The organism is Streptomyces sp. NBRC 110035, assembly GCF_000829695.1.
GTDB lineage: Bacteria > Actinomycetota > Actinomycetes > Streptomycetales > Streptomycetaceae > Streptomyces.
Map to the genome: position 1 here is coordinate 21,677 of NZ_BBNN01000028.1, position 12,111 is coordinate 33,787.

Consider the following 12,111-nt stretch of genomic DNA (forward strand, 5'->3'; position numbering starts at 1 on the left):
TGCCAGCTCCTTGTCGTCGAGGTGGTCGAGGGCCTGCCTCGCCGTGTCCCTCACGTTCCTGCCGGGCGGCATCGCCGTACCTCGTGACGCCCTCGCTCCTCTCCTCCACCTACAGGGTGTCCCGGTACGCACGAACCCTCACCTTCGTCACACGTTCACGAGTAAAAGTATGACGTATTCGTGGGAGGAGGGCCCTGCGGCGCGGGCGCTCCGGGAGAGCCGCAGGTCATGGACATGAGGGAGGGGCCCCACGCGTGCGCGGAGCCCCTCGGGGGAGCAGCGGAACCGATCGGTCAGCGGCCGAACGTGAACCAGTTGACGTTCACGAAGTCCTGCGGCTGGCCGCTCGTGAAGGTCAGATACACGTCGTGCGTGCCCGTCACGGACCCGATGTTCGCCGGGACGGTCCGCCACGACTGCCAGCCGCCCGTGCTGCCCACCGAGAAACTTCCGACGGGGGCGTTGCCGCGGCTGTCCAGACGCACCTCGACCAGACCGCTGACCCCGGTGGGCGCACCGCTCGCCACCCGGGCCGAGAACTGCGTGGCCGCGGGCGAGCCGAAGTCCACGCCCTTGAACTGCAGCCAGTCGCCGTTGGCCAGCGCACCCACGTTCTGACCGCCGCCGGAGTCCGAGGTGGTCTCCGTCATCGTGCCGGACCGGCCGTCGAAGGACTCGGCCTGGATGGTGCCGTAGGCATCGCGGTTGCCGGACGGCGGCGGCGTGGTGCCGCCCCCGCCGTCACCGCCGCCGGAGGTCAGCACCTGCACGTAGTCGACGAGCATCGAGTGCCCGGGCTGCGTACCGGCGTCCGGGCCGCCGCCGAAGGCGTCGGGGAAACCGCCGCCCATCGCCACGTTGAGAATGATGAAGAAGCCGTGGTCGGTGGCGTTCGTCCAGGTCGTCGCGTCGACCTGGTCCTCCCGCACGGTGTGGAAGGTGGTGCCGTCCAGGGAGAAGCGGATCTCCTCCACGCTCCCCGAGCGGTCCCACTCCAACCGGTAGGTGTGGAAGCCGGCCTGACAGGTCGTGCCCCGGCAGGTGGTCGACCCCCCGATGCCGCTGTTCTCGTTGCACGGCCCGCCGGGCGCGGTGCCGCAGTGCATCGTGGCGAAGACGGTGTTGTTGCCCTGCGTGTTCTCCATGATGTCGAGCTCGCCGACGGCGGGCCAGTTCCAGTAGTTGCCCCGGTACGGCGCGCCCAGCATCCAGAACGCCGGCCAGTAGCCCTTGGCGGCGGCACCGGTCACGTTCGGCACCTGGATGCGGCTCTCGACGCGCAGGACGCCACCGGCGGGCGGCTCGAAGTCGGAACGGTTGGTCTCCACGCGGCCGGAGGTCCAGTTCCCGGAGGCGTCCCGGCGCGGGGTGATACGAAGGTTGCCGTTGCCGTCGAGGGAGACGTTCTCCGGGTTCGACGTCATCGTCTCGATCTCACCGGTGCCCCAGTTGGCGGGGCCGCCCGGGTATCCCCTGCCGGTCGCGTACCGCCAGTCGGAGGTGTTGACGCCGCTGCCCGCGGCGCCGTCGAAGTCGTCGACGAAGACCCGGTTCCAGCCCGACGGGGGAGCCGGGGCGGAGGCGCTCGCCGACGGCAGGGCGAGGGTGGAGGCCGCGAGCGCGAGCCCGAGCGTGCCGACGGCGGCCGTCAGCGTCCGCCGCAGCGAACGGGATCTGCGGGGAACACGGGGTCTGCGGGGGGTGCCGGAGGGGTCACTCATGTGGGGATGCCTCTCGGAGAGGGGGACGGATGCGTGGGTCGATCCGGGTGCGGGGAGTGCCCGAAGAGCCCTGCTCATCGGTTGCTCATCCGTTCTGAGAGCGCTCTCAGGGTGTCGCCAATGTGCTCCGCGCCCCCGTGACCGTCAAGAGGTGTAACCGAGAAAGTCCTTGCGTGCGGGGAGAGTTCACCTCATGAATTGACACGAATGGGTGCAACGGCGCCACGCCCGGCCGCACGGAGCGGCGCCCTGCCGGTGCCCCGGCGCCGCACACGGTTCTCTGTCCGACCGCACGCCGACCGCATGCCGGGCGCATGCCGGCCGGACGCCCCGGTGCCCGCCGGAGACGTCATGATCGAGGACGGAACCGGCGGCGGTGACATCGTGGAAGAACGGACCGGCAGGCGTCGGAGCCGCCGCGGTGGGAAGGGTGCGGACGTGAAACTGACGATTCTGGGCGGCGGAGGATTCCGGGTCCCGCTGGTGTACGGCGCGCTCCTCGGGGACCACGCCGAGGGACGGGTGACGCGGGTCGTCCTGCACGATGTCGACGACCGTCGACTGCATGCAGTAGCCCGTGTACTGACTGAACAGGCGGCCGGTGTGCCCGACGCCCCCGAGGTGAGCACCACCACCGACCTGGACGAAGCACTGCGCGGTGCCGGCTTCGTCTTCTCCGCGATCCGGGTCGGCGGACTCGAGGGCCGTGTGCACGACGAACGGGTCGCGCTCGACGAGGGCGTCCTCGGGCAGGAGACGGTCGGCGCGGGCGGCATCGCCTACGGGCTGCGGACCGTCCCCGTCGCCGTCGACATCGCCCGCCGGGTGGCCCGGCTCGCCCCCGACGCCTGGGTCATCAACTTCACCAATCCGGCCGGCCTGGTCACCGAGGCCATGTCCCGGCACCTCGGCGACCGGGTCATCGGCATCTGCGACTCACCGGTGGGTCTCGGCCGTCGCATCGCCCGGGTGCTCGGCGCGGACCCGCGCGAGGCGTGGACCGACTACGTCGGCCTCAACCACCTCGGCTGGGTGCGCGGCCTGTACGTCAGGGGCCGTGACGAACTCCCGCGCCTGCTCGCCGACCGGCAGCTGCTCGGCTCCTTCGAGGAGGGCAGGCTCTTCGGCGCCGACTGGCTCCAGTCCCTCGGCGCGGTCCCCAACGAGTACCTGCACTACTACTACTTCAACCGGGAGACGGTCCGCGCCTACCGGCAGGCCCACAGGACCCGCGGCGCCTTCCTCCACGACCAGCAGGCCCGTTTCTACACGCAGGTGTCCGATCCCGGCACCCCCGCCCTCGCCGCCTGGGAGCGCACCCGCGCCGAACGCGAGGCCACCTACATGTCCGAGAACCGCGAGACCGCCGGAGCCGGCGACCGCGACGAGGACGACCTGGCCGGCGGCTACGAGAAGGTGGCCCTCGCCCTGATGCGGGCCGTCGCCCGCGACGAGCGCACCACCCTGATCCTCAACGTCCGCAACCGCAGCACCCTGTCGGCGCTGGACGCGGACGCGGTCATCGAGGTCCCCTGCCTCGTCGACGCACAGGGGGCGCACCCGCTCTCCGTCGATCCGCTGCCCGGTCACGCCACCGGCCTGGTCTGCTCCGTCAAGGCGGTCGAGCGCGAGGTGCTCCGTGCCGCCGAGTCCGGCTCCCGCACCCACGCGGTCAAGGCGTTCGCGCTGCACCCGCTCGTCGACTCCGTGGACGTGGCCCGCCGTCTCGTCGACGGCTACAGCGCCGTCCACCCCGGCCTCGCCCACCTCAAGTAGCCCCGCGGGAAGAGCACCTCAGGAAGAGAGCCCCTCATGCACGACGAACGCCATCGGATCGAACACCGCCTCCAGCGGCTCCACCACCAGCGCGTCAAACCCGCGATCTACGCCGCCACCGCCCCCCTCACCGTCGAGGCCTGGCACGCACCGGGCGAGCCGGTCCCCTTCGCCGAGGCCGCGGCCGCCTCCTACGTGCCCTTCGCCCCGGACACCCCGTGGGGCCCGCCCTGGGGCACCACCTGGTTCCGGATGCGCGGGCAGGTCCCCGCGGCATGGGCCGGACGGCGCGTCGAGGCGGTCATCGACCTCGGCTTCACCGGCGCCGGACCGGGCTTCCAGGCCGAAGGCCTCGTGCACCTGCCCGACGGCACCCCCCTGAAGGCCGTCAACCCGTTCAACCGGTACGTCCCGGTCGGCCGTCCGGCCGCGGGCGGCGAGGAGATCGACTACCTGGTCGAGGCGGCCTCCAACCCCGACATCCTGGCCGACGGTTTCGCTCGCCCGACCCCGCTCGGCGACCGGTTCACGGCGGGCGACACACCGCTGTACGTGTTCCGCGGCGCCGACCTCGCCGTCCTCGACGAACCGGTCTGGCACCTCGACCTCGACCTCGACGTGCTGCGCGAACTCATGGCCGAACTGGGCGAGCACGAGCCCCGCCGGCACGAGATCGCGCACGCGCTCGACCGGGCCATGGACGCCCTCGACCTCGACGACGTCTCCGGCAGTGCTCCCGCGGCCCGGGAGATCCTCGCCCCCGTCCTCGCGCAGCCCGCGCACGCCAGCGCGCACACCGTCTCCGGCGTCGGGCACGCCCACATCGACTCCGCCTGGCTGTGGCCGCTGCGCGAGACCCGGCGCAAGGCGTCCCGCACCTTCTCCAACGCCACCGCGCTCGCCGACGAGTACGACGAGTTCGTCTTCGCCTGCTCGCAGGCCCAGCAGTACGCGTGGGTGCGCGACCACCACCCCCAGGTGTGGGCGAGGATCAAGAAGGCGGTCGAGAAGGGCCAGTGGGCGCCGGTGGGCGGCATGTGGGTGGAGGCCGACGGCAACCTGCCCGGCGGCGAGGCCCTCGCCCGCCAACTCGTGCACGGCAAAAGGTTCTTCCTCGAACACTTCGGCATCGAGACGAAGGGCGTCTGGCTGCCCGACTCCTTCGGCTACACCGCCGCCTACCCGCAGCTCGCCAAGCTCGCCGGCAACGACTGGTTCCTCACCCAGAAGATCTCCTGGAACCAGACCAACAGGTTCCCGCACCACACCTTCTGGTGGGAGGGCATCGACGGCACCCGCATCTTCACCCACTTCCCGCCGGTCGACACCTACAACGCCGCCCTCACCGGCGACGAGATGGCCCGCGCCGTGCGCAACTACCGCGAGAAGGGCGGCGGCAGGCGCTCGCTCGCGCCGTTCGGCTGGGGCGACGGCGGTGGCGGCCCCACCCGCGAACACATGGAACGGGCCCGCCGGCTGGCCGATCTGGAGGGCTCCGCGAAGGTCGTCGTCGAACACCCCGACATCTTCTTCGCCAAGGCCCGGGAGGAGTACCCGGACGCCCCGGTCTGGAACGGCGAGCTCTACCTGGAACTCCACCGCGCCACCTACACCAGCCAGGCCCGCACCAAACAGGGCAACCGGCGCAGCGAACACTGTCTGCGCGAGGCCGAGTTGTGGGCCACGACGGCAGCCCTGCACGTGCCGGACCAGTACTCCTACCCGTACGACGCCTTCGACCGGCTGTGGAAGACCGTCCTGCTGCACCAGTTCCACGACATCCTGCCCGGTTCCTCCATCGCCTGGGTGCACCGGGAGGCCGAGGCCGAGTACGCCAGGGTCGCGGAGGAACTGGAGACGCTGACGAGGGAGGCGACCGACGCCCTGGGCGGCGGCCGCCCGGGCGCCGGCGCCCGGGTGTTCAACACGAGCCCGTACGACCGCGCCGAGGTGGTCCGCATCCCCGACGGCCCGCCCGTGTACGTGACGGTGCCCGCGAACGGCAGCGCACCCCTGGAGGCGGACGCGGCTCCGGCCGCACCCCCGCAGCCCGTCACCGTCACCGTCACGGACACGGGACGGGTGCTCGACAACGGGCTGGTGCGGGTCCGGGTGGCGGACGACGGCACACTGTCGTCCGTACACGATCTGCGGTCGGCCCGCGAGGTACTGGCAGGGCCCGGCAACCTGCTGCGGCTGCACACGGACCTCCCCAACCACTGGGACGCCTGGGACATCGACAAGCACTACCGCAACCGGCGCACGGACCTGCTCGGCACCGAGTCCGTCACCGTCGTCGCGGAGGCCCCGCTGATCGGCGCCGTCAGGGTGGAGCGCGCCTTCGGCAACGGCTCACGGATCACCCAGACGATCACCCTGCGCGCCGGCAGCCCCCGGATCGACTTCGAGACCGAGATCGACTGGCACGAGGCCGAGAAGATCCTCAAGGCCGGCTTCCCGGTGGACATCCGGGCCCCGCACTCCTCCGCGGAGATCCAGTTCGGCCACGTCCAGCGCCCCACCCACACCAACACCAGCTGGGAGGCGGCCCGGTTCGAGGTGTCCGGCCACCGCTGGGTGCACCTCGGCGAACCCGGCTACGGCGTCGCCGTCCTCAACGACTCGACGTACGGCCACGATGTGACCCGCACGGTCCGCGACGACGGCGGAACGACCACCACGGTCGGCCTCAGCCTGGTGCGCGCGCCCCGCGTCCCGGACCCCGGGGCCGACCAGGGCGTCCACCGTTTCACCTACGCGCTGCTGCCCGGCGCGGGCATCGAGGACGCCGTCGCGGAGGGCTACGCCCTCAACCTGCCGCTGCGCGTGACCCGGGCGGCGGCCCCGCCGGACCCACAGGCCCTCGTGGCTCCCGCCGCTCCCGTGGTCCGCGTGGACGGCGAAGGGGTGACCGTCGAGGCCGTCAAGCTCGCGGACGACGCCTCCGGTGACGTCGTCGTCCGCCTCTACGAGTCCCGCGGCGGGCGTGCCACCGGCCTCCTGCGCACCGGCTTCCCGCTCGGCGGCGCCACGGTGACCGATCTCCTGGAGCGCCCGCTGGAACCGGCGGACACCGACGGGGACGCCGTGCCGGTGGCCCTGCGCCCCTTCCAGGTGCTGACCCTGCGGCTGGCGGTGGGGCGGGGCTGACGGCGCGCATCGGCTCGGGTCGGTCGCCCCCCGTGACAGCGGCCGACCGACCCGAGCCCCCCGTTCCCCCGTGCTTTCCCCGGGCTTCCCCCCCCGTCCCCTCCGGAAGGCTTCCCCGTCTCCCGGAGAGGGCTTCCCCCGTCGCCCTTCACCTTTAAGAGCGCGACACCCGCCGCCTGATACACCCTCCGGAGAAATTTCCCGAAAAAAATCCGGTCCCGGCACGGGAAGCGCGCCGGGACCGGTCGGTGGGAGCGGGGACGGTGGGTGCGTGCGGGGAAACCCGGGTTCTAGCGGTGGTGCGTTCCCCAGGCGGGGCCCCCGGCGACGGCGTCCGCGGCGGCGGTGCGCACCTGACCGGAGCCGGCCGTCGCCCGGGACCCGGCGGGCACGGCCGAGGCCGGTACACCGCTCAGCACGGGCGCGGGCACGTCCACGGGACTGTCCACGGGACTGTCCACGGGACTGTCCGCGGGCAGGTCCGTGCCCTGCTGCGACACCGGGACCGGCCGCAGCGGCCGCGGCCCCGACACCACCGAGTAGTCCTGGCCCAGGAACGGCGGGAACATCTCCCCCGGATCGTCACCGAGCGCCAGCCGCACGGCGGCCCACGGCACGTTCACCCCGCACAGCGACAGCTGGTGCAGACCGCCCGCCGGCCGGGTGTTGACGTCCATCAGCACGGGCCGTTCGCCGAACATCCGGAACTGGATGTTGGACAGATGGTGCAGCCCGAACCCCTCCGCGATCCGCCGGGCCGGCTCCAGCCACTGCTCGTGCAGCGTGAACCCCCTGCGGCGGCCGTTCTTGGTGCGGCCGACGGCCAGCCGGACCCGGTTGTCCGGCCCGGTGAGGCAGTCCACCGACACCTCCGGCTGTCCCAGCACCGGCATCACCAGCCAGTCCACCGGCTCCTCGGCCTGCCGTACCGCCTCCAGCACCAGCTCCAGCGGCACGTACGGGCTGGGGAAGCCGTTCAGCTGCGTGAGCGAGAAGGGGACACGGGTGATCACCCGGTAGCCCACACCGCCCGCGCCGGACGCGGGCTTGAAGCACGCCCGGTGCCCGTGCGCCTCCAGCTCGTCGACCGCGTGGACCAGCTCGTCCGCCGACCGCACCCGCCACCACGGCGGCACCGGCACCCCGATCGCCTGGACGGCCTCGTAGGCGATCACCTTGTCGTGGAAGACGGCCACCGCCTCGGGCGGCGGCGCCAGCAGCGCCGTACCGGCCGCCTCGAACTCCGCGCGGTGCGCGACGATCGCGCCCTGGTGCAGCCGCGGCACGAACACGTCGATGCCGCGCCGCGCGCACTGGGCGAGCGCGTACTCGACGTACGCCGCCGGGGACAGGCCCTCGGGCTCGAGCTCGGCGGTGTCGGCGGCGGCCAGTACGGGGGAGTCCGGGTCGCCGTGGGTGGCATGGATCTCGACGGCCCGGTCGCTGGGATTCCTTCTCAGCTGATCCATGAAGAACACGTTCTCCGCGTACGTGCGGTTGAGCCATACGCGTACGCAAGAGGCCATGCAGGGCCGCCTTTCACGGTGTGCGGGCAGGCCTCGGCGGCCCGTGCCCGGGCAGGGTGTGTGGAGGGTCGCCGGACGGCCCCGGGGAAGGGCTTCACTGCGGCGGTGTTGCGGCCGATCATACGGCTTCGATCCGTGCTCCCGAACCACGGGCGTGTTACGGATTCGGTGATCCTGCACGCCGGTGACCGTACCCTTCGTGCATGGTGTGCGTACGGATTGATCGTTCAGGTTCGAGGGGCGGCAGATGACGTCAACAGCAGGCGACGGACAGATGTGGGCCGTCAGCGACCTCCACATCGGCTACGACGAGAACCGCGCCCTGGTGGAGCGGATGCGCCCCGAGTCGGACGACGACTGGCTCCTCGTGGCCGGAGACGTCGCGGAGACCGTGGACGACATCCGCTGGGCGCTCGGAACCCTCGCGGGCCGGTTCCGGAAGGTCGTCTGGGTGCCCGGCAACCACGAGCTGTGGACCCACCCGAAGGACGCCGTCACCCTGCGCGGCGTCGCCCGCTACGACCACCTCGTCGAACAGTGCCGCGACCTCGGGGTGGTCACTCCCGAGGACCCCTACCCCGTCTGGGAGGGCCCCGGCGGTCCCGTGGCCGTGGCCCCGCTGTTCCTCCTGTACGACTACTCCTTCCTGCCGGCCGGGTGCGCCACCAAGGACGAGGGGCTGGAGTACGCGCAGGGCACCGGCGTCGTCTGCACCGACGAACACCTGCTGCACCCCGACCCCTACCCGAGCCGCGAGGCCTGGTGCCGGGCCCGGGTCCGGGAGACCGAACGGCGGCTCGCCGACCTGCCCGACGACCTGCCCGTCGTCCTCGTCAACCACTACCCGCTGCACCGGCACCCCACCGACGTCCTGTGGTACCCCGAGTTCGCCATGTGGTGCGGCACCGTCCTCACCGACGACTGGCACCGCAGGTTCAACGTGCACACGATGGTCTACGGCCATCTCCACATCCCGCGCAGCACCCGGCAGGACGGCGTCCGCTTCGAGGAGGTGTCCGTGGGCTACCCCCGCGAATGGCGCAAGCGGCCGGCCCCGCCGGGGCGGCTGCGCCGGATCGTGTCCGGGGAGACGCCCGCGACGGAGTCCGCGACCATGTCCGGGACCGTGACGGGGAAGGGCGGGAACCGGTGATCGGGGAACTGCTGCCCGAGACGGTCGTCGTCGTGGAGGCCTACGGCGACGAGGGCGTCGACGCCCCGCTCCACCCCGAGGAGGCGGCCGTCGTGGCGCGGGCCGTCGACAAGCGCCGGCGGGAGTTCACCGCGGTACGCTCCTGCGCCCGCCGGGCCATGAGGAAGCTCGGCGTCCCCCCGCACCCCGTGCTGCCCGGCGAGCGCGGCGCGCCCGGCTGGCCCGACGGGCTGGCCGGCAGCATGACCCACTGCGCGGGCTACTGCGCCGCCGCCCTGGTCCGCACGGGTGACCTGGCTTCCGTCGGCGTCGACGCGGAGGTCCACGGACCGCTGCCCGAGGGGGTGTTGTCCTCCGTGTCCCTTCCCGGGGAGGCGGAGCGCGTCGCCCGGCTGACTCGGGAACGACCGGGGGTGCACTGGGACCGGCTGCTGTTCAGCGCCAAGGAGGCCGTCTACAAGGCCTGGTTCCCGCTCACCGGGAAGTGGCTCGACTTCATGGAGGCCGACATCGAGCTGTTCACCGAACCTGCCGACGGCACCGGCACCGGCACCGGCACCGGTGGTTCCGGTGCTTCGGCGCGCGGTGGGTTCAGGGCGGTGCTCCTGGTCCCGGGACCCTGGGTGGGCGACCGCCGCCTCGGCCACTTCGACGGCCGCTGGAGCGTCGAGGGCGGCCTGGTCGGGACCGCGGTCGCCGTCCCTCACGGCTGACCCGTCACGGCTGGGGGTGCCAGTCGCGGAGCATCCGGAAGAAGGACTCCTCGTTGCCGGACAGCCCGGCCCGGGCCAGGGCCGTCTCCGCCTCCGCGAGGACGGACGGTGCCACGACCGGGGGCCTGCGGGCGCCCGGAGGCCCGCTCTGCATGTCGTGGGCGGCGCGCACCGTGTGCAGCAGTCGCAGATAGGCCTGGACGGCGGTGCGCTCGCGGTCGGTCGGTACGGCGGTGGGCATCGCTCGGCTCTCCCCAAGTCGTGATCCGGCATCGCGCGTCCCGCGCGGTGCGGGCGCACCCCCCAGCTTGCCGCCCACCACTGACATCGATGGTGGTACGCAGGTTCCGGTGGTCGTGGCTCCACCACTGACCGACGTCCTGCCGGACCGGCTTCCGGTTGTTCTGTCCGGCCGCCGGGACCTGTTCGACCGGTCCGTGCCGCGGGCCGGTCCGCCCACCCGGTTGAACCGTCCCGCCCGTTCAGGCCTTGGGGGGCTGGACGTTCTCCAGGAGCATGTCCAGCCACTCCGCGACCTTGTCGCGGTGCTGGTCGGTGGGGAGCTGGGCGGCCCGCCACGCGATACCGCGCACCCCGTGGTCCTGCAGCAGCCGCTCCAGCGGGTCGCCGGCCGCCACGGCGGCCCGCCGCTCGCGGTCCGCCAGGCTCTGCAGCAGCTCCTGCTCGGTGTGCTGGAGCGCGTTCGCGAGCGCTTCGGGGTCCTCGGCGGTGAGGAATCCGGCGTGCACCCGGAAGAACCGCTGGATGGCGTCGCAGTGCTCCATGGTGGGACGCCGGTCGCCGTTGATCAGGGCGCCGGCCTGCTGCCGGGACATGCCCGCGCCGTCGGCGATCTCCTGCTGCGTGTACTTGCGGCCGTTCGGCTTGAGCCGGGTGCGGCGCAGCAGGTCCAGGCGCTGCACGAACCGGGTCTGCACCTCGGGTTCGCCCGCCGGCCGGCCGCTCAGCAGGGCCTTGACGACAGGTTCCGGCACTCCGGAGGCCGCGGAGAGCCGGCCGACGTCGAAGACCTCGGTGTGCGGCACGTCGAGCCGGTCGGCGAGTGCGGCGACGCGGGCGACGACGGCCGTCAGCGCGGTCGTCGGCGCGGTGTCCCGACCCTCACCCACGAAGCCACCGGTCACCGACAGATCTCCTACGTCTCTTACAGGCCTCTCACACGGGATTGCCGTGAACTTCACGGAGACTAGCCCGTGCCTCGAACTCACATCCAGGTCTCGCCACAACTGTGGCCAATTTCAGCCGTCAACCGGCATGAAATGCCACGATAGTTGACACGCCCGAGGTTCGGGCCGGAGGATCGGGGCGCCGCGTCAAGGCCGCACAGGCAAGAGGGGTGAGCCTCCCGATGGCACATCAGGCAGGAGGGCAGCGGTCGGTACCGCGGCCCGGCCCCGAGACTCCCGAGGTGCGGGCCTACCTGGAGGACTACGCCGTGCTCCTCCACGCGGTGCCCTTCCCCTCCCTGGTGGTCGACCGCCGCTGGGACGTCCTGCTGGCCAACACCGCTTTCCGGACACTTTTCCGGGATGTCGAACCGCATCCGACGGCCATGCCCGGCGACAACTTCCTCCGGTTCGTCCTCTTCCACCCGGACGCCGCCACCGTGCTGGGGGAACACGAGTCGAGCTGGTGCCTGCCGATGCTGGCGCACTTCGCCAAGACGGTGGAGCGGCACGGCCACGACCACGGACTGCAGGCCATCCGCCGGGACATCGCCCAGGACCCCATCATGGAGGCCGCCTACCGGCAGGGGCTACCGCACTGGCTCCGTGCCGTCGGCGAGCAGGCTGCCGAACACGACGGCGCCGTAAGGCCGTTGCGGCACCCCGATCCGCGCTGGGGGGTCACCGACTGCCGCCTCGTCGTGGAGACGACCAGGGTTCTCGAGGACATGGACTGCGTCCGGCTGACGCTGGTCCTGCGCGAGACGCCCCGCACCCCGGCCGGCCACCGAAGACGCCGGCGCGCCGCCTCCCATCTCAGCGTGGTGCCGGCGGGGGACTGAACCGTCCCGCCGGAGTCGACGCGGTCGTGACGCGCCGCTTTCC

9 protein-coding genes are annotated in these 12,111 nt (G+C 72.2%); 5 read left to right on the plus strand and 4 right to left on the minus strand.

Annotated features, from left to right (window positions below):
- Positions 1-293: 293 nt before the first annotated feature.
- Positions 294-1,721 carry a glycoside hydrolase family 16 protein gene (locus TU30_RS18580; protein WP_042171491.1) on the minus strand — a complete coding sequence of 476 codons (1,428 nt, stop codon included), beginning with the start codon at positions 1,719-1,721 and terminating at the stop codon, positions 294-296.
- Positions 1,722-2,159: 438 nt separating this feature from the next.
- On the opposite strand from TU30_RS18580, the gene TU30_RS18585 reads away from it, so the two are divergent.
- Together TU30_RS18585 and TU30_RS18590 are read left to right on the plus strand one after the other, a co-directional pair.
- Positions 2,160-3,497: a 6-phospho-beta-glucosidase gene (locus TU30_RS18585; RefSeq protein WP_042171669.1), complete on the plus strand. Its 1,338-nt coding sequence runs from the start codon at positions 2,160-2,162 to the stop codon at positions 3,495-3,497.
- Positions 3,498-3,533: 36 nt separating this feature from the next.
- Entirely contained in the window at positions 3,534-6,647 is a 3,114-nt protein-coding gene (locus TU30_RS18590) for a glycoside hydrolase family 38 C-terminal domain-containing protein (RefSeq protein ID WP_042171493.1), read from the plus strand.
- 290 nt (positions 6,648-6,937) lie between these two features.
- On the opposite strand, the gene TU30_RS18595 is transcribed toward TU30_RS18590, so the two are convergent.
- On the minus strand, positions 6,938-8,173 hold the full coding sequence (locus tag TU30_RS18595) for an ATP-grasp domain-containing protein (RefSeq protein ID WP_078878355.1): 1,236 nt from the start codon (positions 8,171-8,173) through the stop codon (positions 6,938-6,940).
- 247 nt (positions 8,174-8,420) lie between these two features.
- On the opposite strand from TU30_RS18595, the gene TU30_RS18600 reads away from it, so the two are divergent.
- Both TU30_RS18600 and TU30_RS18605 read left to right on the plus strand, forming a co-directional pair.
- Positions 8,421-9,326 (plus strand): metallophosphoesterase, encoded by a 906-nt coding sequence (locus TU30_RS18600; protein ID WP_042171495.1) that lies wholly within the window; start codon positions 8,421-8,423, stop codon positions 9,324-9,326.
- Positions 9,323-10,039: a 4'-phosphopantetheinyl transferase gene (locus tag TU30_RS18605; RefSeq protein WP_042171497.1), complete on the plus strand. Its 717-nt coding sequence runs from the start codon at positions 9,323-9,325 to the stop codon at positions 10,037-10,039. Before TU30_RS18600 ends, TU30_RS18605 begins: the two co-directional genes overlap by 4 nt.
- Positions 10,040-10,043: 4 nt before the next feature.
- Here the strand turns inward: TU30_RS18605 and TU30_RS18610 are convergent, their stop codons facing one another.
- Positions 10,044-10,280 carry a hypothetical protein gene (locus tag TU30_RS18610; protein WP_042171499.1) on the minus strand — a complete coding sequence of 79 codons (237 nt, stop codon included), beginning with the start codon at positions 10,278-10,280 and terminating at the stop codon, positions 10,044-10,046.
- 241 nt (positions 10,281-10,521) lie between these two features.
- Positions 10,522-11,184, minus strand: a complete 663-nt coding sequence (locus TU30_RS18615; protein WP_042171501.1) for a helix-turn-helix transcriptional regulator — start codon at positions 11,182-11,184, stop codon at positions 10,522-10,524.
- Between the two features lie 224 nt (positions 11,185-11,408).
- On the opposite strand from TU30_RS18615, the gene TU30_RS18620 reads away from it, so the two are divergent.
- Positions 11,409-12,068: a hypothetical protein gene (locus tag TU30_RS18620; protein WP_042171502.1), complete on the plus strand. Its 660-nt coding sequence runs from the start codon at positions 11,409-11,411 to the stop codon at positions 12,066-12,068.
- The last annotated feature ends 43 nt before the right edge of the window (positions 12,069-12,111 follow it).

Excerpts from the sequence above, each read along its gene's own strand:
- TU30_RS18580 (WP_042171491.1), bottom strand. The coding sequence starts at position 1,721 with ATGAGTGACCCCTCCGGCACCCCCCGCAGACCCCGTGTTCCCCGCAGA.
- TU30_RS18590 (WP_042171493.1), top strand. The coding sequence starts at position 3,534 with ATGCACGACGAACGCCATCGGATCGAACACCGCCTCCAGCGGCTCCAC.
- TU30_RS18595 (WP_078878355.1), bottom strand. The coding sequence starts at position 8,173 with ATGGCCTCTTGCGTACGCGTATGGCTCAACCGCACGTACGCGGAGAAC.
- TU30_RS18600 (WP_042171495.1), top strand. The coding sequence starts at position 8,421 with ATGACGTCAACAGCAGGCGACGGACAGATGTGGGCCGTCAGCGACCTC.
- TU30_RS18610 (WP_042171499.1), bottom strand. The coding sequence starts at position 10,280 with ATGCCCACCGCCGTACCGACCGACCGCGAGCGCACCGCCGTCCAGGCC.
- TU30_RS18620 (WP_042171502.1), top strand. The coding sequence starts at position 11,409 with ATGGCACATCAGGCAGGAGGGCAGCGGTCGGTACCGCGGCCCGGCCCC.